The 19454-nt window shown below is 73.5% G+C and carries 20 protein-coding genes and 1 pseudogene; 13 read left to right on the top strand and 8 right to left on the bottom strand.

Annotation, left to right across the window (positions count from 1 at the left end):
• Position 1: 1 nt before the first annotated feature.
• A complete protein-coding gene (locus tag G5C62_RS02290; protein ID WP_164699856.1) occupies positions 2–907 on the top strand; it encodes a neutral zinc metallopeptidase in 906 nt (301 codons plus the stop codon).
• A gap of 13 nt (positions 908–920) precedes the next feature.
• Here G5C62_RS02290 and G5C62_RS02285 read toward each other — a convergent pair whose 3' ends face one another.
• Positions 921–1784 carry a siderophore-interacting protein gene (locus tag G5C62_RS02285; RefSeq protein ID WP_164699855.1) on the bottom strand — a complete coding sequence of 288 codons (864 nt, stop codon included), beginning with the start codon at positions 1782–1784 and terminating at the stop codon, positions 921–923.
• A 364-nt stretch (positions 1785–2148) separates the two neighbouring features.
• Here G5C62_RS02285 and G5C62_RS02280 point away from each other — a divergent pair, with 364 nt between their 5' ends.
• The 9 genes from G5C62_RS02280 to G5C62_RS02240 all read left to right on the top strand — a co-directional run bounded on the left by G5C62_RS02280 (position 2149) and on the right by G5C62_RS02240 (position 9143).
• Entirely contained in the window at positions 2149–2973 is an 825-nt protein-coding gene (locus G5C62_RS02280) for a hypothetical protein (protein WP_164699854.1), read from the top strand.
• Positions 2970–3677, top strand: a complete 708-nt coding sequence (locus G5C62_RS02275) for a phage holin family protein (protein WP_206330431.1) — start codon at positions 2970–2972, stop codon at positions 3675–3677. Before G5C62_RS02280 ends, G5C62_RS02275 begins: the two co-directional genes overlap by 4 nt.
• Before the next feature lie 34 nt (positions 3678–3711).
• Positions 3712–4443: a DUF3618 domain-containing protein gene (locus tag G5C62_RS02270; protein WP_164699853.1), complete on the top strand. Its 732-nt coding sequence runs from the start codon at positions 3712–3714 to the stop codon at positions 4441–4443.
• 200 nt (positions 4444–4643) lie between these two features.
• Positions 4644–5030 carry a response regulator transcription factor gene (locus tag G5C62_RS02265; RefSeq protein WP_164699852.1) on the top strand — a complete coding sequence of 129 codons (387 nt, stop codon included), beginning with the start codon at positions 4644–4646 and terminating at the stop codon, positions 5028–5030.
• The gene (locus G5C62_RS02260; protein ID WP_164699851.1) at positions 5027–6457 is read left to right on the top strand and encodes a cell wall metabolism sensor histidine kinase WalK; all 1431 of its coding nucleotides are present in this window, start codon (positions 5027–5029) and stop codon (positions 6455–6457) included. Before G5C62_RS02265 ends, G5C62_RS02260 begins: the two co-directional genes overlap by 4 nt.
• Before the next feature lie 124 nt (positions 6458–6581).
• Positions 6582–7199 (top strand): TasA family protein, encoded by a 618-nt coding sequence (locus G5C62_RS02255; RefSeq protein WP_164699850.1) that lies wholly within the window; start codon positions 6582–6584, stop codon positions 7197–7199.
• A 47-nt stretch (positions 7200–7246) separates the two neighbouring features.
• Entirely contained in the window at positions 7247–7897 is a 651-nt protein-coding gene (locus tag G5C62_RS02250) for a signal peptidase I (protein WP_164699849.1), read from the top strand.
• Positions 7894–8325, top strand: a complete 432-nt coding sequence (locus tag G5C62_RS02245; RefSeq protein WP_164699848.1) for a hypothetical protein — start codon at positions 7894–7896, stop codon at positions 8323–8325. The genes G5C62_RS02250 and G5C62_RS02245 overlap by 4 nt, the downstream gene beginning before the upstream one ends.
• Positions 8319–9143, top strand: a complete 825-nt coding sequence (locus G5C62_RS02240; RefSeq protein ID WP_164699847.1) for a response regulator — start codon at positions 8319–8321, stop codon at positions 9141–9143. The genes G5C62_RS02245 and G5C62_RS02240 overlap by 7 nt, the downstream gene beginning before the upstream one ends.
• A 90-nt stretch (positions 9144–9233) precedes the next feature.
• On the opposite strand, the gene G5C62_RS02235 is transcribed toward G5C62_RS02240, so the two are convergent.
• From G5C62_RS02235 to G5C62_RS02220, 4 genes are all read right to left on the bottom strand, one after another.
• A complete protein-coding gene (locus G5C62_RS02235; RefSeq protein WP_164699846.1) occupies positions 9234–9938 on the bottom strand; it encodes a response regulator transcription factor in 705 nt (234 codons plus the stop codon).
• Positions 9939–10142: 204 nt separating this feature from the next.
• On the bottom strand, positions 10143–11321 hold the full coding sequence (locus tag G5C62_RS02230) for an acyl-CoA dehydrogenase family protein (protein WP_164699845.1): 1179 nt from the start codon (positions 11319–11321) through the stop codon (positions 10143–10145).
• A 92-nt stretch (positions 11322–11413) separates the two neighbouring features.
• A complete protein-coding gene (locus G5C62_RS02225; protein ID WP_164699844.1) occupies positions 11414–11941 on the bottom strand; it encodes a class I SAM-dependent methyltransferase in 528 nt (175 codons plus the stop codon).
• A 1-nt stretch (position 11942) separates the two neighbouring features.
• On the bottom strand, positions 11943–12725 hold the full coding sequence (locus tag G5C62_RS02220) for an isocitrate lyase/phosphoenolpyruvate mutase family protein (RefSeq protein WP_164699843.1): 783 nt from the start codon (positions 12723–12725) through the stop codon (positions 11943–11945).
• Positions 12726–12817: 92 nt separating this feature from the next.
• Here G5C62_RS02220 and purT point away from each other — a divergent pair, with 92 nt between their 5' ends.
• Entirely contained in the window at positions 12818–14008 is a 1191-nt protein-coding gene (gene purT / locus G5C62_RS02215; protein ID WP_164699842.1) for a formate-dependent phosphoribosylglycinamide formyltransferase, read from the top strand.
• Positions 14009–14122: 114 nt separating this feature from the next.
• Positions 14123–15346, top strand: a complete 1224-nt coding sequence (locus G5C62_RS02210; RefSeq protein ID WP_164699841.1) for a DUF2786 domain-containing protein — start codon at positions 14123–14125, stop codon at positions 15344–15346.
• On the opposite strand, the gene G5C62_RS02205 is transcribed toward G5C62_RS02210, so the two are convergent.
• A complete protein-coding gene (locus G5C62_RS02205) occupies positions 15343–15486 on the bottom strand; it encodes a hypothetical protein (RefSeq protein ID WP_231558346.1) in 144 nt (47 codons plus the stop codon). The genes G5C62_RS02210 and G5C62_RS02205 overlap by 4 nt on opposite strands.
• Positions 15487–15611: 125 nt before the next feature.
• Entirely contained in the window at positions 15612–16220 is a 609-nt protein-coding gene (locus tag G5C62_RS02200; RefSeq protein WP_164699840.1) for a TetR/AcrR family transcriptional regulator, read from the bottom strand.
• A gap of 89 nt (positions 16221–16309) precedes the next feature.
• On the opposite strand from G5C62_RS02200, the pseudogene G5C62_RS02195 reads away from it, so the two are divergent.
• A pseudogene (locus G5C62_RS02195) lies at positions 16310–17560 on the top strand (DHA2 family efflux MFS transporter permease subunit); the annotation flags it as partial.
• 281 nt (positions 17561–17841) lie between these two features.
• Here the strand turns inward: G5C62_RS02195 and G5C62_RS27750 are convergent.
• Entirely contained in the window at positions 17842–19434 is a 1593-nt protein-coding gene (locus G5C62_RS27750; protein ID WP_164699839.1) for an APC family permease, read from the bottom strand.
• Positions 19435–19454 lie beyond the last annotated feature (20 nt).

Here is a 19454-nt window from a genome sequence, read left to right as displayed (position 1 = left end):
CATGCCCGTCGAAGGTGAGTACGAGCCGAGTCCGGAGAAGTGGGTCCGCGACCAGGTGGAGGTGTACGAGCGCACCGGCGGCAGGGAGGGCAACACCCTGCCCGGCCGCACCGAGCCGGTCGTCGTCCTGTTCCAGGTGCTCGGCGGCGGCGGGGGCGACACAGCGGGGCTGGCCAGCACGCTCGGTGGGCTGAGCGGGGGTCAGACCGCCGACAACGCCGAGCTGGCGGCGAACTGCCGGACCGGCGCCGACGCCAACGCCTCGGTGGAGTGCGCACTGGTGGCCGACATCGAGTCGATCCAGGACCACTGGGGCGCGACGCTGGGCTCCGACTACCGCCCCGCGGACACCGTCTTCTTCGCGGGCACCGTGCAGACCGGCTGCGGCGGCGCGACCAGCGGGTCGGGCCCGTTCTACTGCCCGGCCGACGAGCAGGTCTACATCGACCTGAGCTTCTTCGACGACCTGCAGACCCGGTTCGGCGCCGCGGGCGGCGCCTTCGTCAACGCCTACGTGCTGGCCCACGAGTACGGCCACCACGTGCAGCACCTGCTGGGCACCAGCCGGCTGGTCACCCCGGGCGAGACCGGACCGGCCAGCGGCACCGTGCGCCTGGAGCTGCAGGCCGACTGCTACGCCGGCACCTGGGCGGACCACGCCGAGTCGGTGCCCGACTCCGGCGCACCGCTGATCGCCGACATCACCGACGACGACATCGACCGGGCGCTGGACACCGCCGGGCGGATCGGCGACGACTTCATCCAGACCGAGCTCGGCGGCGGCACCGTCGACCAGGACGCCTTCACCCACGGCTCGTCCGAGCAGCGGCGCCAGTGGTTCAGCACCGGCTACGCCACCGGCGACCCGGCGCAGTGCGACACCTTCTCCACCGACGACCTCGGCTGAGCGGGAGGACCGCTCAGCCGGCGGCGAGCGCCTGCTCGGCCGCCTCGACCTCCGCGTTCCACTCCGGCTTCTCGGCCTGCCAGCGGTCCTCGGTGCGGCCCTGCCGCCAGTAGCCGGAGATGGAGGTGAACGCCGGGTCGAGGCCGCGCTCGGTGCGCAGGTGCAGCCGGAGCTCCTTGACCAGGCCCGCCTCGCCGTGCACGAACACGTGGCCGGTGCCGGCCGGCAGCTGGACCGCCTTCACCGCGGTCACCAGGGCCTCCCCCGGCGCCCTGCCCTCGCGGTGCACCCACACGACGGTGGTCCCGTGGCCGAGCACCAGGTCCGACTGCTGCTCCGCCGGCCCGGCGACCTCCAGGAAGACGAACGCCGGCACGCCCCCCGGCAGCCGGGGCAGGGCGGCAGCGATCGCCGGCAGCGCGCTCTCGTCCCCGACCAGCAGGTGCCAGTCGGCGTCCGGGTTCGGGGTGTAGGCGCCGCCGGGACCGAACAGCTGGATCCGGTCGCCGGGCTGCGCGTTCGCCGCCCACGGCCCGGCCAGGCCGGTGTCGCCGTGGTGCACGAAGTCGATCGTCAGCTCGCCGGCGGCTGGGTCCCAGGAGCGCACGGTGTACGTACGGGTGACCGGCCAGAACTCGGCGGGCAGCTCGGCGCGAACCTGCTCCGGGTCGAAGGGGACGCCGTAGGGCGCATCGGCCGGTGGGAAGAGCAGCTTCACGTAGTGGTCGGTGAACTCGCCGGCCGGGAAGCCGGCCAGACCCTCGCCGCCCAGCACCACCCGGATCATGTGCGGGGTCAGGCGCGAGGTGCGCAGCACCTCGGCCACCCGGGCCACCCGGGGACGGCGGACCCGCTCGGCCTTCGTCGCACTGGCCATCACGGCCTCCTCTGGTCAGGGAAGGCTTGCCTTGCCTCCGGGCGCACCCTACGCGGCGACACCACCGCGACTCCGACCCCTGTCGCAAGATCGACGAAATCCGGAAATGCCCGTTTGTGCGCGTGTCCATCAGGGGTAACAGGTGTTCAGCGGAACGGCGCCCCACCGAGGCCACGGTGGGACCCACCGAGCGTTTTCGACCAGGGCACGCGGGTGCCCACACGCCGCCCCGCCACCTCGCATGACCACATCGACCCTGCAGGCCGGTGGTGGACCGTGCGATGGAGCGGGCGTGGTCGATGGGCACGGATGCCCAGGCATCGACGACAGACCACGAACAGCCCATGCAGGACGAGGAGGAACGATGACCCACTCCATCGACACACCGAAGCAGTCCGACAGCGGAGCATCAGAGGCTTCCGGCGCGCCCAAGAAGTCCGACGTCGCCAAGGACCAGGCGCGCGACGTGGGCAACACCGCGAAGCAGGCCGGCAGCGAGGTCGCCGGGACCGCGGCAGACCACGCCAAGGACGTCGCCGGCACCGCGGCGGAGCAGGCCAAGCAGGTCACCCAGGAGACCAAGCAGCAGGCGCAGGACCTCGTGAAGCAGGGCGTCTCCCAGCTCCAGGACCAGGTCCGGGGCGGGACGCAGAAGGCCGGCGACGGGCTGAGCGACATCGCCAAGCAGATGCGCATCATGGTCGACGGCGGCGACGAGACCCCGTCCGGCCCGGCCGCTGACCTGGTCCGCCAGGCCGGCGACAAGGTCGAGGAGCTCGCCGGCTGGCTGAAGAACCGTGAGCCCGCCGACCTCGTCAACGAGCTCCGCAGCTTCGCCCGCCGCAAGCCGGGCACCTTCATGCTCGGCGCGGCTCTGGCCGGCGTCGTCGCGGGTCGCCTGACCACCGGCGCCGTCGCCTCCCACAAGGACCAGGGCTCCTCCGGCAGCGGCAATCAGCAGCACCAGGGCGGCCAGCACCGCGGCGACACGGGCACGTACGCGACCGAGACCGCTGGGACGGACTACGTCGCCGGCACCCCGGCCGCTGGCTACGCGACCACCGGCACCACCGGGACGGTCCCGCCGCCGCCGTACGGCACCGTCCCCCCCGAGACCGCTGCGGTGCCCCCGGCCACCGCGGCCGGCTGGGACGACCCGGCCCGCACCCCGGGTGAGGGTCTGCGATGACCCAGCCCACCGCCCCGGGCGCACAGCCGTACGGGCAGCCCGGAACCGGCTACGCGCAGAGCGGTTCCACCGGCTACTCCAGCCCGCCGACCGGGTACGAGACCCACCACGTGGACAACTCGGCTCAGCCGATGACCGAGGAGGGGCACCCCGAGGTGGAGAACACCTCGGTCGGCACCCTGCTCGGTGAGGTGAGCAAGGACCTGTCGACGCTCATGCGTCAGGAGCTCGAGCTGGCCAAGGCCGAGCTCAAGCAGGAGGCCGGCCACGCCACCGCCATCGCGAAGGAAGAGGCGAACAAGGCCACCGCCATCGCGAAGGAAGAGGCGAACAAGGCCAGTGGCATCGCCAAGGAAGAGGCAGCCAAGGCCGGCAAGGGCGCCGGGATGCTCGGTGGCGCAGCCTTCGCCGGCTTCATGCTGGTCCTCTTCCTGAGCCTGGCCCTGATGTGGGCCCTCGCCGACCTCTTCGACAGCCTCGGCTGGGCCACGCTCGTCGTCGCCGTCCTCTGGGGCATCGCAGCGGCCGTCCTGGCCGCGATGGGCAAGAAGAAGCTCAAGCAGGTCGACCCCAAGCGGGTCACGCAGGTCGACCTCGCGCGGCTCAAGCAGGTCGACCTCAGCCGCTTCAAGACGATCAACCCGAAGCCCGAGCAGACGGTCGACACGCTCCAGCAGGTCCCCGGCGCGCTCAAGCCCAACTGACCTCCCACACAGCTACTCCGCAGAGGAGAACGACATGACCAGCAGTGACCCGGATGCGATCCGGCGCCAGATCGAGGACACCCGCGCGAACCTGAGCTACGACGTGGACGCGCTCAACGAGAAGGTCAACCCCACGCGGGTCGTCGACCGCCGCGTCGGCAAGGCCAAGAGCGGCATGTCCGGCCTGAAGGACAAGGTCTTCGGGGCCGCACACGAGGCCCGTGACCAGGCCGGCGGCCGCGCCTCCCAGGCGCAGGGCCAGGCACAGGGCGCGGCGCACCAGGCACAGGGCGCGGCGCAGAACGCTGCGGGCAGCGTGCAGGATGCCGCGCACAGCGCCATGGACACCGTCCAGCAGGCCCCCGAGACCCTCCAGCGCCAGGCGCAGGGCAACCCGCTCGCCGCGGGCCTCATCGCCTTCGGTGTCGGCTGGCTGGTCTCCTCCCTGATGCCGACCAGCGAGAAGGAGAAGCAGCTCGCCTCGCAGGCCGAGTCGGCCATCAGGGAGCACTCCGAGCCGCTGAAGCAGCAGGCCATGGAGCAGGCCAAGAACGTGGCTCAGGAGATCGGCGACAACCTGAAGCCGGCCGCCGTGAGCGCTGCGGGTTCGGTCCTCTCCACGGCTGCGCAGGGCGCCAAGGAGGTCAAGGACGAGGGCCAGCACGCCGCGAAGGACGTCAAGAACCAGGCCCAGGACTCCAAGCAGGAGGTCAAGGGCCAGGCCCAGGACTCCAAGCAGAAGGTCCAGGGGCAGCGTTCCTCCTGACCCACGCAACTCCCCGACGGGCCCCGGTGCAGCTGCACAGGGGCCCGTCGTGCGTCTCGGGCCCCGATGGTGGCGCCCCCTGATCGGGTGAGCACCCCCTCCCGGCAGCTCCAGCCCGGCCCGGCGAGCGCCGTTCCCCGACAGGACGGACTGCGTCCCCGGCTCGGGGCGGAGCCGGCCGAGAGGACGGAGCGACCGCGGTGGACGCACCCGCACGCGTGCTGGTGGCCGACGACGAGGAGGACATCCGGCACCTCGTCGCCCTCGCGGTCGGCAAGGCCGGCTGCACCGTCGTCGCCGCGGTACCTGACGGCGCCCAGGCCCTGACCGTGGCACGCGCCGAACGACCCGACCTGGTGGTCCTCGACGTCTCCATGCCGGGCGCCACCGGCCTGGAGGTCTGCCTCGCACTGCGCGCCGACCCCGCCACTGCCGACTGCCAGGTGCTGCTGCTGTCGGCCGGCGCCTCCCCCGACGACGTGGCCCGCGGCCTGGCCACGGGCGCGGACGCCTACCTGCCCAAGCCCTTCACCGTCGCCGGCCTGGTCCGACAGATCCAGCTGCTGACCGTGGAGCACCCCGCGTGACCGCCATAGCCGATCCCGTCGCGCGCTCCTCCGGGCCGGCCCACCGCACCGGCGTGGCCGGGCTGGGCGCCGCCGCCGCGGCCGCCACCGGCGTCCTGGCGCTCGTCGTCCGTCCCGCCCTCCCCCTGGTCCTGCTGGCCGGAGCCGTCGTGCTGCTCGCCGTCGCCGACCTGACGTGGCGACTGCACCGGCAACAGACCGCCGCCCGGCTGCTGGAGGCCCAGCGCCTGGACCTCTTCTCGCAGGGTCAGTCGACCGCGGACGAGCTCGAGGTCGCCACCCGGATGCTGCGAGCCCGGGCGGAGACCATGACCAGCGTGATCGACGCGGTCACCGAGCAGTCGATCATCGGCACCGACCGGGACGGTCTGGTTCGCGTGTGGAACCCCGGGGCCGAACGGATGCTCGGGCTCCCCCGGGCCGACGTCGTCCGCACCCGGTCGATCATCGACTTCCACGCCCCGGAGGAACTGACACCCGAGCAACCGGACGCCGGGGGCGGCACCCCGTTCGCCACCCTGGTGCGGGTCGCCCGGGAGCAGGGCAGCGACGTCCGCGACTGGACCTACCTGACCGCGGACGGCCGGCGGCTGACCGTGTCGGTGGCGATCACCCCGCGCACCGACGACGACGGCGAGCAGACCGGCTGGAACTTCGTCGGCACCGACATGACCGAGGTGCGCGCCACCGAACGGCTCAAGGACCAGTTCGTCAGCCTGATCTCCCACGAGCTGCGCACCCCGCTCAGCTCGATCCTGGGGTACCTGGAACTCGTCCTGGACGACCCGGAGCAGCCGCTGACCGACGACCAGCGGCAGTACCTGGGCACCGTCGAACGCAACGCGCAGCGCCTGCTGCGGCTGGTCGGCGACCTGCTGTTCACCGCCCAGGTCGACGCGGGCCGGTTCACCCTGCAGCCCGCGGAGGTCGACCTGGCCGACATCGTCCGGTCCGCCGAGGAGACCGCCCGGGTCACCGCCACGGCGCGCGGGGTGGCGATGTCCGTCGACGTCCTGGACGGCGGACTGGTCGTCTCCGGCGACGCGCTCCGGCTGGGGCAGGCCTGCGACAACCTGGTGTCCAACGCCGTCAAGTTCACCCCCGCCGGCGGACGGGTCGCCCTGCGGCTGCAGACGGCCTGGCGGGACGCGGACGGTGCGCTCGTCGACGTCCCCGCTGCGGGCGCGACCCCGGTGGCGTTGCTGTCGGTCAGCGACACCGGCGTCGGCATCCCGAACAGCGAACAGGGGAGGCTGTTCACCAGCTTCTTCCGCGCCTCGACCGCCCGGCGCAACGCCGTCCCGGGGGTCGGGCTGGGCCTGACCATCACCAAGGCGATCACCACCGCGCACGGCGGCACCCTGGACGTGGTGAGCGCCGAAGGACGCGGGACGACCTTCACCCTCGCGCTGCCCCTGCCGGCCTGACGGCCCCCGCCGCATCTTGCGGTTCTCTTGCGGATCGCTGGTGGGAGCCCTGCGGATGGCCCTCCAGAGTCGTGTCCGTCGCCGGGAGCACCCGTCGACACGGCCAGACCAGGGAGACACAGACATGACCGCCACCACCCGCACCCGGACCGCCCGCAAGGTCATCGGCTCGCTCGGCATCGTCGGCGCCGCTGCCGCCGTCGCCGGCATGGGCACCTTCGGCACGTTCACCGACAGCACCGCCCCGCTGAACGCCTCGGTCGCCTCGGGCACCCTGTCGCTGGACCTCAACTCGGTCAACAGCACCGCCACGCTGCCGATGAACGCCGCCGGCTTCGTCCCGGGGGACTCGATCAGCCGTTCGGTCGACCTGGTCAACAGCGGGGACCTCGGCTTCGCCGGCATCCAGCTCACCTCGAGCGCCACCGTCTCCAGCGTGCTGGACACCGACAAGGCCAACGGCCTGCAGCTGAGCGTCACCTCCTGCTCGGTGACCTGGACCGAGTCGGTCGTCAACGGCGTCGCCACCTACACCTGCAGCGGCGTCAAGACCCCGGTGGCCACCGGCCCGGCCGTGACCGACGTCGGCTTCGCGAAGGCCGCGAGCCTCGCGCCGAAGGGCACCGACCACCTCGTCGTCACCCTGAGCCTGCCGACCACCGCCGACAACACCTTCCAGGGCAAGAGCTCCACCCTGGCGCTCAGCTTCACCGGCACCCAGCAGACCGGCACCAACCGCTGACGCGGTTGCCCCTGCCCACCTGCTGACCCCGCCCCGGAGGAATCGCCATGACCACCGCCCTGCTCGCCTCTCCCGCAGCCCTCACGGACACCGCGATCGCCCGGCGTCCGGCGCAGCAGTCCACCCGATCAGGCCGCACCGCCGGCCTCGGGAAGCGCGTGGCCGGGTGGGCGTTCCGCTGGTCCCTCCGGCTGCTGGTCACCGTCGCCGTCCTGGCCTTCGGCCTGCTGGCCGTCGGCCCGCACGTCCTGGACTACCGGACGATGACGATGCTCACCGCCAGCATGTCCCCGGCCATCGACCCGGGTGACGTCACGATCGTGACGCCGCTGCCGGTCGGCGAGGTCACCGAGGGCATGATCATCGCCTACCACATCCCGATCGACGACCACCACCTCGTCAGCCACCGCGTCGTCTCCGTGGAGCACGGCGCCGACGGGACGGTCACCGTCGAGACCAAGGGAGACGCCAACGAGGCGGTCGACCCGTGGCAGGCAGTCCTGCAGGGCGACACCGCCTACCAGGTCCGGGCCGTCGTCCCCGAGCTCGGTCACGCGATCCAGGCCCTGCGCACCCCGGTGGTCAGCCAGGCGCTCGTGTACGGCGCCCCCGCCCTGCTGGCCGGCTGGCTGCTGCTGTCGATCTGGCGCCCGGCCACCGAGGTCCGCGAGGACGACGAGACCGAGGTCCAGTCGTGACCGGCCTCCGCCGCGGGGTCCTGCTGCTCGCCGTCGTGGTCGCCACCGTGCTGGCGGGCACCGCGACCGCCGCCCAGGCCGCGTTCGACGACGAGGCGTCGATGGCCACGCTGACCGTCGGCACCACCACTGTCCTCGCCCCGACGAACGTGACCGTCGAGACGTCCGGCTGCAAAGCCCGCTGGGTGGACGTGACCGTCAGGTGGGGCGCCAGCACCACGGAGAAGGTGACCGGGTACCAGGTCACGGCCCACCGCAGCGACGGAGTCGTCCAGGTGGTGGCCCAGACCGACGCGGCCACGACCAGCGTGTCCGGCACCGTCGACAAGTTCACCCTCACCGGCTACACGACCACCCTCACCGTCATGGCCCGGACCAGCTACGGCTGGACCGCGGTGTCCGCACAGACAGGGACCGTCCGATGCTGACCGCCCTCGTGATCGACGCCTCCCCCACCGCGCGACAGCAGGTCACCGGCCTGCTCGAGCTGGCCGGCTGGGGCGTCCACGAGGCCGCCGACGCCGAGGACGCCCGCTGGCTCAGCAGCGCGGTCGCCCTGGACCTGGTGGTCACCTCCGCCACCGTGCCCGGGGCCGTCGACGGCCCCGGGCTGCTCACCGAACTGCGCCGCGCCGGCAGCACCGCCCACTTCCTGGTCGTCACCCCCGACCCCACCGACGAGGTCCGCGCCGCAGCAGCCGCCGCCGGCGCCCTCGCCTGCCTCGCCGCGCCCGTCGACGCCCGACTGCTGGTGGACCTGGTGCGCAGCCGCACCGCCGCCGCGGCCGACGAGGCCGGCGCCCACGACCTGGTCGACGTGGAGGACCTGCACGACGCCGACCTGGACGCCGACCTGCAGGACCGGCTGAAGGCCATGTACGCCGACGCCCTGCCCACCCGGCTGTCCGCCATCTCCCGGAGCGTCCGCGCCGGGGACCCCCGCGCCGTCGCGGCCGCGGCCTACGCCCTCGCCGGCCCGTCCGGCCAGCTCGGCCACCCCGAGGTGGCCGACGTGTGCCGGGCGATCGCCGCCGACGCCCGGCGCGGCGTGCTGGCCCACCAGCGGCTCGCCCAGCTGACCGGCCTGACGGGGCCGGCGGCCCGGCGGGACGACGCCCGCCGCCGTGGGGAGCTCGCCTCGGCCGCCGACGCGACCACCGGACGCCACGACCTCGCCGGGCTGGTGCAGGTCGTCGACACAGCGATCGCCCGGACGGCCGCCCGGCGGCGCGGCCTGGCCGCCTGAACGACAACGAGGCCCGGTCCCCACAGGGGCCGGGCCTCGTCGTCGGATGCAGCTGTCCTGCCCAGGACCGAGTGCGGTCCTGGCCCTTCCTCAGGCCACCAAGCGGTACCCGACCCCCCGGACGGTCTTGATCGCGGGGTGGCTCAACCCTGCGGCCGTGAGCTTGCGCCGCAGGTTGGACATGTGGGCCTCGACCAACCGGAGGTTGCCCTCCCAGTCGGTCTGCCAGACCTCGCGCAGCAGCGTCTCCCGCTGCAGGACCCGGCCGGGCCGGGACACCAGCGCGGCGAGCAGGTCGAACTCGGTGCGGGTCAGGTCGACGGCAGCGCCGTCCACCCGGACCTCGCGGCTGTCCGGGTCGACCTCGAGGTCGGCCAGCCGCTGGACGGAGTCCTCCACGGAGGCGCGTGGCTCCGGGACCGCCGTGGTGCGCGGCCGGCGCAGCATCGTCTGTACCCGGGCCACCAGTTCCCGCGGCGAGAACGGCTTGGCCATGTAGCCGTCCGCCCCGACGGCGAGGCCGATCAGCAGATCGACCTCCTCCGCCCGCGCGGTCAGCATCAGGACGTAGCAGTCGGTCTCGGCGCGCAGTTGGCGGCAGACCTCGGTGCCGTCGGCGTCGGGCAGGCCGAGGTCGAGGACGACGACGTCGGGCGCCTCGCGGCGCACCTCGGCCAGGCAGGAGGCACCGGTGGTGGCCTCGCGCACGTCCATCCCGGCCCGGCGGAGCACCGTGACGACGAGCTCACGGATCTCGTCGGTGTCCTCGACCACGAGCACGGACTGACCCGGCACGACCCCTCCCCCCACGACTGATCACCAGCACCGGACGCCGCTCCGGCGTCCTTGCTGGTGATCGTCCGCAGGCGGTCGGCTCTGCACCCCAGCCCGAGCCCACCGCCCCGAAGGGGTGAGGGTGCACCTGCCCCTTGCGCTTCCGGCCCCCTTTCAGGGGCCCGCCGCGAGCTTGCGAGTCGTGGGGGGAAAGGGGGTCCTTCTTCAGACGAAGGCGCTCATCCCGGTGATCGAGCGGCCGACGATGAGGGTGTTCATCTCGCGGGTGCCCTCGTAGGAGTACAGCGCCTCGGCGTCGTTGAAGTACCGGACGACGTCGAAGTCCAGCACGATCCCGTTCCCACCGAACAGCTCCCGGGCCCAGCCGACGGTCTCCCGGCCCCGGGCGGTCACGTAGCTCTTGGCGAGCGCGGCCTGGTCGTCGCGCAGCTCGTCGGTCTCCTGCAGCTGGGACAGCCGGACGGTCATCCCCAGGCTGGCGGTGACGTTGCCCAGCATCCGGGCGAGCAGGTCCTGGACCAGCTGGAAGGAGCCGATCGCCTTGCCGAACTGGTGGCGCTCCTTGGCGTAGGCCACCGCCACCTCGTAGGCGCCCAGCTGGCAGCCGACGCCGCTCCAGGCGACCCCGCCCCGGGTCACCTTGAGCACCTTGTTGACGTCCTTGAAGGTGTTGCCGTCCTCGAGCTTGTTCTCCGCCGGGATGCGGCAGTCGGTGAAGGTGAGGTCGGCGTTCTGCACCGTGCGCAGCGCGAACTTGTCCTCGATCTTGGTGGCCGTGAAGCCGGGGGTGCCCTTCTCCACGACGAAGGTCTTCACCTGGTCGTCGGCCTCGTCCCGGGCGAAGACCACCACGACGTCGGCGAAGGTGCCGTTGCCGATCCAGCGCTTGGCGCCGTTGAGCACCCAGGAGTCGCCGTCCCGCCGGGCGGTGGTGCGCATGCCGCGGGCGACGTCGGAACCGCCCTCGGGCTCGGTCAGCCCGAACGCGCCGATGGTCTGCATCTGCATCATCGACGGGATCCAGCGCTGCCGCTGCTCCTCCGAGCCGAGGATCATGATCGAGCCCATCGCCAGGCCGTTGTGCACGCCCAGGAAGGTGGCCATCGACGGGTCGACCCGGGACAGCTCCATCGCCTGGAAGCCGGTGTAGAGCCGGGAGGCGCGCGGGCGGCCCTCCCAGTCGTAGGAGCGCCCCACGATGTCGGCCTCGGCGAACTTGGGGATCAGGTCGTGCGGGAACTCCGCCGCCGCCCAGGCGGCGTTGACGTGCGGCTTGATCTCCGACTCCAGGAACTCCCGGAGGGCGAGCAGTTCCTTCTGCTCGTCGTCGGACAGCAGCGTCTGGAAACCGAAGAAGTCGGCGGGCAGGAGCAGATCGGTCATGGCGGCGGTGCCTTCTCTCTCTCGTCGTCCTCGACGTCCTGCCCCCGATGCTGCGCCCCAACTCCCAGCCCAGCCACCGAGGGTGTCCCAGGTCACCCGCGGTGCGGTCGCAGCTCCACCGCGATCGACGGACGGGGCGGGGTGTCGCCGGTGTGCACCGCCGTGACGACCAGCCCGTGCGGCGCGGCGAGCGCGGCGACCTGATCGGCCCGGGTCTGCGCCCGTCCGGGCTGCAGCGGCTGGTCGACCAGGAGGAACCGGCCACCTCCGGCGAGCACCCGGCGCACCACCGCGTGCTCCTCCCCCGGAGCCCGCCAGAAGGCACCGACGTGCACCGCGACCACCAGGTCGAAGGCCGCGTCCGGCAGGTCGGCGTCGGCCAGGCCGGCGGTCTGCAGCGCGACCGTGCCGGCCGCCACCGCCGCCGCGTTCCGCACGGCCGCGGCGGTGGTCATGGTGGCCGAGCGGTCCAGCCCGAGGACGGATCCGGTGGTCAGCCTGGCTGCGAGCAGCGACAGCAGGACACCGTGTCCGCAGCCCACCTCGAGCACCCGCTCCCCCGGCCCCGGGTCGGCGACGTGCGCGGCCCAGGAGAGCCGGGCGGAGGCATCGGCGGCCATGTCAGCTCAGCGAGCGGGTCGCGCCCGGCAGGGTGCCGCCGGCGACGAGTTCCGCGGCGGCGTCCTGCAGCGCGGTCAGCGCGACCCGCTGGGTGAACGGCCCGGTGGAGACCCGGGCGACGCCCAGCTCGGCCAGCTCGCGTCCCGGCGGAGAGGCCGCCGGGACGCTCATCACCGAGACGCGTCCGCGGCCGAGGCCGGCCACGAGGCCCGCGATCTCCTCCCGCGAGACCACGCCGGGCACGAAGACCACCGGCGCGCCCGCGGCCAGGTAGGCCTGCCCCCGCCGCACGGCCTCGGCGAGCAGCGCGCCCCGGTCGGCCCCGGGCTCGGCCAGCAGGAAGGCGTCGGTGCGGGCGTTGAGCACGAAGTCGATGCCGGCGTCCCGGCCGGCGCGCAGCACCGCCTCGACGGCGGCGACCGCGTCGTCCAGCGGCCGCAGCTGGTCCTCCAGGTTGCCGCCGACGACGCCCAGCCCGATCGCCCGGCGGGCGGTCTCCCCCGGATCGCCGTAGCCGGCCTCCAGGTCCATCGACACCGGCAGGTCCACGGCGCGGGCGATGCGGCCCACCATGTCCAGGTGCAGGTCGAGCGGGATCTGCTCGCCGTCCTCGTAGCCGAACGTCGCCGCGATCGCGTGGCTCGCGGTGGCCAGCGCACGGACGCCGGGGGTGGCAGCGACGACCCGGGCCGAGACGACGTCCCAGACGTTGGCCAGCACCAGGATCTCCGGTGGGCGGTGCAGGTCGAGGAGGGTGCGGGCGCGGGTGGCGAGATCGGTCACCAGGGCAACGTAGCGACGGAACGGCCGGCTGACCGGCGGTTCCCGGCCGTGACGGTGACCGGCTGCTCCGCGCCCCTCTCTAGCCTGTCCGCATGGTCTCCCTGGGCACCCCGCTGTCTCCTTCGGCCACCCGCGTGCTGCTGCTGGGCAGCGGGGAACTGGCCAAGGAGGTGCTGATCGCGCTGCAGCGGCTGGGGGTGGAGACCATCGCCGCCGACCGGTACGACGACGCCCCCGGCCACCAGGTCGCCCACCACGCCCGGACGCTGACGATGAGCGACCCGGCGCAGCTGCGGTCCCTGATCGAGGCCGAGCGGCCCGACGTCGTCGTCCCGGAGATCGAGGCGATCGCCACCCAGACGCTGGTGGAGCTGGAGGCCGAGGGGGTGCGCGTCGTCCCGACCGCGCGGGCCGCCCGGCTGACCATGGACCGCGAGGGCATCCGCCGGCTGGCCGCCGAGGACCTGGCCCTGCCGACCAGCGCCTACCGGTTCTGCGACTCCCTCGAGGAGCTGCGCGCCGCGACCACCGAGGTCGGCTTCCCGTGCGTGGTGAAGCCGGTGATGTCCTCCTCCGGCAAGGGCCAGAGCAAGCTCGACGGCCCGGACGACGTGGACGGCGCCTGGGCGTACGCGATGGCCGGTGGCCGGGTCGCCGGCACCCGGGTGATCGTCGAGGGCTTCGTCGACTTCGACTACGAGATCACCCTGCTGACCGTGCGCTCGCTGCGCGACGGGGGGACGGTCACCGGCTTCTGCGCGCCGATCGGCCACCGCCAGGAGGCCGGCGACTACGTGGAGAGCTGGCAGCCGCAGCCGATGTCGGCGGTGGCGCTGGACCGCGCGCAGGCGATCTCCGCGGCGGTGACGGCCGAGCTGGGTGGGCTGGGCGTGTTCGGCGTCGAGCTGTTCGTCCGCGGGGACGACGTGTGGTTCTCCGAGGTGAGCCCGCGGCCGCACGACACCGGCATGGTGACGATGACGACGCAGTGGCAGAACGAGTTCGAGCTGCACGCCCGCGCCCTGCTGGGGCTCCCGGTGGACACCACGCTGCGCAACCCGGGCGCCTCGGCGGTCGTCTACGGCGGCGTGGAGGCCACCGGGGTCACCTTCGACGGGGTCGACGATGCACTGTCGCTGCCCGGTGTCGAGCTGCGGCTGTTCGGCAAGCCGGAGAGCTTCGCCCGCCGGCGGATGGGCGTGGCGCTGGCCCGCGCCGAGGACGTCGACGCCGCCCGGGCCACCGCCCGCGAGGCGGCCTCCCGGGTGCACCCCCGCGCCTGAGCCGCCCGCCGGCGTCCACAACGGGACGCCCGGTCCACAACCGCCTGGATCGCCCCCGGCGCGGCCCACCCGCCGCCACGCTGGTCCGGCGCACGCACGAGGAGAGGACCGCCGATGACCACCGACGAGGTGCTGATGCTGCTGCTGGCCGGCGCCCGGCTCGCCGCCGAGCCCGGGGTGCAGGCCGCCGAGCTCGACCCGGTGGTCGCCCGGCTGACCCGGCGCGACCCGGGTGTCGACAGCGGCGGCCAGGCACAGCAGACGCTCACGGCGGCGCTGCCGCAGCTGTGGGAGGGCGGCTGGCAACCGGTGGACGTCGTGCACGTCGCTCGTCGCCGGGTGAGCCAACGGGCCGCCCGGCTGGCGGCCGCGGTCATCACCGCCGAGTCCGGGTCGGCCGCTGCCGGTCAGGTGCCCGAGGCCTGGACCGCCCAGCTCGGCGCGCTGGCCACCGACGTCCGCTCCGTCGCCGACTGGTGGCGGGCCGAACGGATCCAGCCCGCACCGGCCTGGCGCGACGTGCTGCGGCTGATCGGGCTGTTCCGCACGCTGCCGAGGCTGGAGCAGCTGCTCACCCCGCCCAGCGGCTGGTCGGCTGCGTCATGGCCGGTGGAGGCGCCGGGCAGCGAGGCCGACGGCAAGGTGCTGCACCGGATCCGGTCGTTGCTGGCCAAGGCGGAGTCCACGGAGTTCGCCGAGGAGGCCGAGGCGCTCACCGCCAAGGCGCAGTCGTTGATGGCCCGGCACGCCATCGACACGGCGGTCCTCGCGCAGCGGGGGAACGGCGCCCCGGCCGGCGTGGTCGCCCGGCGGCTGCACCTGGACGACCCGCACACCGAGGCGAAGGCGGCGGTGGTGCAGGCCGTCGGCACCGCGAACGGCGTCCGGGTGGTGCTGCTGCCGAGCTTCGGCATCGCCACCCTGGTCGGCTTCCGGGACGACGTGGACCTGGTGGAGCTGCTGGTCACCTCACTGCTGCTGCAGGCGGCCCGGGCCCTGGCCGACGCAGCCTCCAGCGGCGGGGCCCGGGCGCGGTCGACGCCGTTCCGCCGGGGCTTCCTCTACTCCTTCGCCCAGCGGCTGGAGGAGCGGCTCACCCAGGCCCGCGAGCAGGCGACCGCGGAGGCCCGGGCCGACTACGGCGCCGAGCTGGCGCCGGTGCTGGCCGAACGGTCGGCCGCGGTCGACCGGGCGGTCGAGGAGCTGTTCCCGTCGCTGCGCCGTCGCGGCGGCAGCACGGTCGACCCGGCCGGCTGGCACGCCGGTCGGCGCGCCGCGGACCAGGCGGACCTCGGGTCGAACCGCCGGTCCTTGCCGAGCGCGGCGGGGTCTCCCTAAATCAGGACGTCGAAGCTCGCGCCGAGGTCGCGGAGCAGCATCGCCTGCGCGGTGAGGTCGGTGGCCGTGGTGAGCCACCCGGCCACGAACATCAACGATTCCGCGGGGGTGTCGTCCAGCGACGCCGTCGTCGCTGCCATCCCTGCCTGAGCCACTGCACTGCACGCCAGAGTCATCATGACCGGCCCCTTTCGTCTCTGCTGGTGTCGGCAGGGACGGCGGGGCGCTGGAGCGTCGTCGCGGCGAACGGCGGGTCAGCTCACCCTCAAGGGGGTGGTCGGCGGAGTCCGTCGACGAGCAGGTGCAGCAGCGACTCGTAGGTGACCGCCGGGTCGGAGGTGAGCACCGCCCCGCCCAGCTCCAGGCTCACCGCCCCGTGCACCGAGCTCCAGATCAGCTGGGCGGTCTCGGTCGGGTCCTGCTCGCGCAGCGCCCCGCGGGCCATCGCGTGGCGCACGTGGTCGACCAGCGCCTCGAAGGCGGCAGCGGCGTGCGCGACCAGCTCGTCGGCGCCCTCGGTGGGCAGGGGTCGCCCGCCGAACATCGCCCCGTAGTGCTGCGGCTGGGCCAGCGCGAACCGCCGGTAGTTGCGTCCGCTGGCCAGCAGCCGGGCGATCGGGTCGGGGTCGGCGTCCTCGGTGACCGCGGCGCGCAGCCCGTCGAAGCCGCGGACCAGGACGGCGGCGATCAACCCGTCCTTGCTGCCGAAGCGGTTGTAGACGCCCATCGGCGCCACGCCGGCCTCGGTGGCGACGGCCCGCACGGTCACCGCGCCCAGGCCGTCCCGGACCAGCACCCGCTCGGCCGCGTCGACCAACGCCTGCTCAACCGCGCGGCTGGGGGTGCGCCCGGCGCCGGACCTGACGTCTGTCACGACCTCATCCTCCTGCACCGATCCTGCTTGCCTCTTGTAGAACGCCGTCCTATTGTTCTGGCACGTTGTTCTACAGTCCGGAGGCTGCGATGACCACTTCCCCGCCCGCCCTCGCCACCCGTCGGTGGTGGGTGCTCGCCGTGCTCTGCCTGTCCGTGCTGCTGGTCAGCATCGACAACACGATCGTCAACGTCGCGCTGCCGACCATCAGCCGCGAGCTGTCGGCCAGCACCCGGGACCTGCAGTGGGTCGTCGACGGCTACACGCTGGCCTTCGCCGCACTGCTGCTGCTCGGCGGTGCGCTCGGTGACCGGTTCGGCCGGCGGCGGGTGCTCCAGGCCGGGCTGGTCGCCTTCGCCCTGACCTCTGTGCTGGCCTCGGCGGCCACCAGCACCGACCAGCTCATCGCCGGCCGGGCCGCGATGGGCGTGGCCGCAGCAGCGATCTACCCGGCCACCCTGGCGCTGCTGGTCACCACGTTCACCGACCGCCGGGAACGGGCCACCGCACTGGGCGTCTGGTCCGCGGTCACCGGCCTGTCGGTGGCCATCGGCCCGGTGACCGGCGGCCTGCTGCTGGAGCACTTCGCCTGGGGTTCGGTCTTCCTGGTCAACCTGCCGATCGCGGCGGTCGCTCTGGTCGCCGGCCGACTGGTCGTCCCCGAGGCGCGCGCGGCGCGGGCGCACCGCTTCGACCTGACCGGCGCCGCCGCCTCGGTGCTCGCCATCGGCCTGCTGGTCTGGACGACGATCGAGGCCCCCGGGCACGGCTGGGGATCGGCGACCACGCTGGGCGGCTACGCGGTCGCGGCGGTGGCGCTCGCCGGCTTCGTCGTCCACGAGCTGCGCACCGCCGAGCCGCTGCTGGACGTCCGGCTGTTCCGCGACCCGCGGGTGTCGGTCGGCAGCGGTGCGATCGCGCTGGCCTTCTTCAGCCTCTTCGGGTTCATCTTCATGATCACCCAGTACTTCCAGTCGGTCCGCGGGTACGACACCCTCACCGCCGGCGTGGCGACCCTCCCCTTCGCCACCGTCATCGGCGTCACCGCGCCGCTGGCGATCGTCGCGATGCGGGCGGTGGGCACGAAGCTGGTGGTCGCAGCCGGGCTGTTGACCATGGCCGTCGGGTTCGCCGTCGCCACCGGCACCACCCTGGAGTCCGACTACTGGGGCCGGATCGTGATCGCGATGGTGCTCATGGCCGCCGGCCTCGGGCTGGTCACCAGCCCGGCGACCGAGGCGGTGATGGGAGCGCTGCGCGGCGACCAGGCCGGGGCCGGTTCAGCGGTCAACGACACGGTGCGCGAGGTCGGCGGCACCCTCGGCGTCGCCGTGGTGGGCTCGGTGCTGAGCACGGTCTACGGCCCGGCCGCCGTCGACGGGCTCACCGCGGCCGGCGCGCCGGCCCGGGTGGCCGAGAGCGCGGCGGACTCCGTGTTCGCCGGGCTCGCGGTGGCCGGGCAGCTGCCCGGTGGTGCGGTGACGGCGGTCCAGCAGTCGTTCCTGGACGGCGTCGTCGCCGGCTCGTGGGTGTGCGCCGTGGCCAGCGGGGTCGGGGCGGCCGTCGTCCTGGCGTTCCTGCCGGCCCAGCACCGGCTCGCCGAGCCGACACCCGCGCCGGATCACCGCCCGGGCGTGGACGGCCGGTCGTCGGGCCCGGTCGGTGCGACGGTCGCGACGCCCTCCTCGAGCACCAGGTCCCCGGCGCCGTCGAGCATCGTCTCGCCGCGGAAGAACGCCGGCGCGACCCGGCTGTAGACCACCATCAGCACCAGCCCCAGCAGCAGGGCGCCGACCCCGACCACGAACACCCCGCCGACGCCGCCGATCACCGTCTCGCCGTAGCCGGGGTCGGCGTACTCGACGCAGGCCAGCACGAAGACGGCGAGCATGAACAGCCCGCCGAGCAGCGGGAGCACCAGGCGCATGACGACGTCCCGCGGGCCGCGCAGCGCCCGGCGGAACTGCCAGGCGCAGGCGAAGCCGGTGAGCCCGTAGTAGAAGGCGATCAGCATGCCAGTGGCCGTGATGGAGTCGATCAGCACGTTCTCGCTGACGATCGTCAGGCCCACGTAGAAGGCGATCGAGACGATCCCCATCCAGACCGTGGAGACCGTGGGCGTGAGGTACCGCGGGTGGATCCGGGCGAAGGACCGGGGCAGTGCGCCGTAGGCGGCCATCGCCAGCGTGCCGCGGGCGGTGGGCAGGATCGTGGTCTGCGTGCACGCCGCCGCCGAGGTGAGCACGGAGATGATCAGCAGCGCCTCGAAGGCCCGCCCGAGGACGTCGTCCCCGAAGACCGTCGCGCCCAGGGCGACGAACACGTCCTCGGCGTTGGCCTCGTTGCCCAGCCCGATGCCCTCGGTCCCGACGCCGGCGAAGGCCACGGTCGCCACGGAGACCACCGTGTAGATGCCGACCAGCAGCACCGTGGAGATGATCGCGGCCCGCCCGGGCGACCGGGTCGGGTTGGCGGTCTCCTCGTTGACGGCGACGGCGGAGTCCCAGCCCCAGTAGATGAAGATCGCCAGCAGCACCGCCTCGGTGAGCGCCGGCCAGCCGAGCCCGGAGGGCCACAGCCAGGACAGGGACGGGGTGAGCGAGCCCTCGGGCGCCGTCCCCGCGTACACCTTGACCAGGGCGTACACCGCGAAGGCCACCAGCACGACGCCCTCGACGGACAGCAGCACCCGCTGCAGGCGTGCGGTCGGCTCGATGCCGCGGTAGCAGACCCAGGTCATCACGGCGATCCAGGCGACGCCGGCCACCGTCGTCCAGACGGCGCTCTCCGCCAGCCCGTCGAGCCCGACCAGCCGGTAGCCGTAGGAGCCGGCGATCTGGGCGAGGTTCGCCATCACGATGACGTCGGCGGCGATGATCCCCCAGCCGCCCATCCACCCGGCACGTGGTCCGAAGGCCCGGGCGGCCCAGGTGAACGTCGTCCCGCAGTCGGGCTCGCGCTTGTTGAGCTCCGAGTAGGCGACCGCGGTCAGCCACATCGGCACGAACGCCAGCAGCATGATCGCCGGGGCCTGCACTCCGACGACGATGACGACGAACCCCAGCGTCGCGGCCAGCGCGTAGGCCGGGGCGGTCGAGGAGACGGCCAGGACGATCGAGGAGACCAGGCCCAGGGCGCCGGTCTTGAGGCCCTTGTCGACGGCCGCACCCTCGAGGCGGGGCGGCGCGAGCGGCGCCGGGGACGAACTGGTCATGCCGGAGCCGTGCGCGTGTC

Source organism: Modestobacter sp. KNN46-3 (assembly GCF_011039295.1).
The sequence above is the reverse complement of the archived record's forward strand: the minus strand, read 5'-3'. Positions and strand labels throughout refer to the sequence as shown.

Bases quoted from the DNA above. Each gene is read 5' to 3' on its own strand.
- G5C62_RS02290 (WP_164699856.1), top strand. From the start codon at position 2: ATGCCCGTCGAAGGTGAGTACGAGCCGAGTCCGGAGAAGTGGGTCCGC.
- G5C62_RS02285 (WP_164699855.1), bottom strand. From the start codon at position 1,784: ATGGCCAGTGCGACGAAGGCCGAGCGGGTCCGCCGTCCCCGGGTGGCC.
- G5C62_RS02280 (WP_164699854.1), top strand. From the start codon at position 2,149: ATGACCCACTCCATCGACACACCGAAGCAGTCCGACAGCGGAGCATCA.
- G5C62_RS02275 (WP_206330431.1), top strand. From the start codon at position 2,970: ATGACCCAGCCCACCGCCCCGGGCGCACAGCCGTACGGGCAGCCCGGA.
- G5C62_RS02270 (WP_164699853.1), top strand. From the start codon at position 3,712: ATGACCAGCAGTGACCCGGATGCGATCCGGCGCCAGATCGAGGACACC.
- G5C62_RS02255 (WP_164699850.1), top strand. From the start codon at position 6,582: ATGACCGCCACCACCCGCACCCGGACCGCCCGCAAGGTCATCGGCTCG.
- G5C62_RS02250 (WP_164699849.1), top strand. From the start codon at position 7,247: ATGACCACCGCCCTGCTCGCCTCTCCCGCAGCCCTCACGGACACCGCG.
- G5C62_RS02240 (WP_164699847.1), top strand. From the start codon at position 8,319: ATGCTGACCGCCCTCGTGATCGACGCCTCCCCCACCGCGCGACAGCAG.
- G5C62_RS02230 (WP_164699845.1), bottom strand. From the start codon at position 11,321: ATGACCGATCTGCTCCTGCCCGCCGACTTCTTCGGTTTCCAGACGCTG.
- G5C62_RS02225 (WP_164699844.1), bottom strand. From the start codon at position 11,941: ATGGCCGCCGATGCCTCCGCCCGGCTCTCCTGGGCCGCGCACGTCGCC.
- purT (WP_164699842.1), top strand. From the start codon at position 12,818: ATGGTCTCCCTGGGCACCCCGCTGTCTCCTTCGGCCACCCGCGTGCTG.
- G5C62_RS02210 (WP_164699841.1), top strand. From the start codon at position 14,123: ATGACCACCGACGAGGTGCTGATGCTGCTGCTGGCCGGCGCCCGGCTC.
- G5C62_RS02205 (WP_231558346.1), bottom strand. From the start codon at position 15,486: ATGGCAGCGACGACGGCGTCGCTGGACGACACCCCCGCGGAATCGTTG.
- G5C62_RS27750 (WP_164699839.1), bottom strand. From the start codon at position 19,434: ATGACCAGTTCGTCCCCGGCGCCGCTCGCGCCGCCCCGCCTCGAGGGT.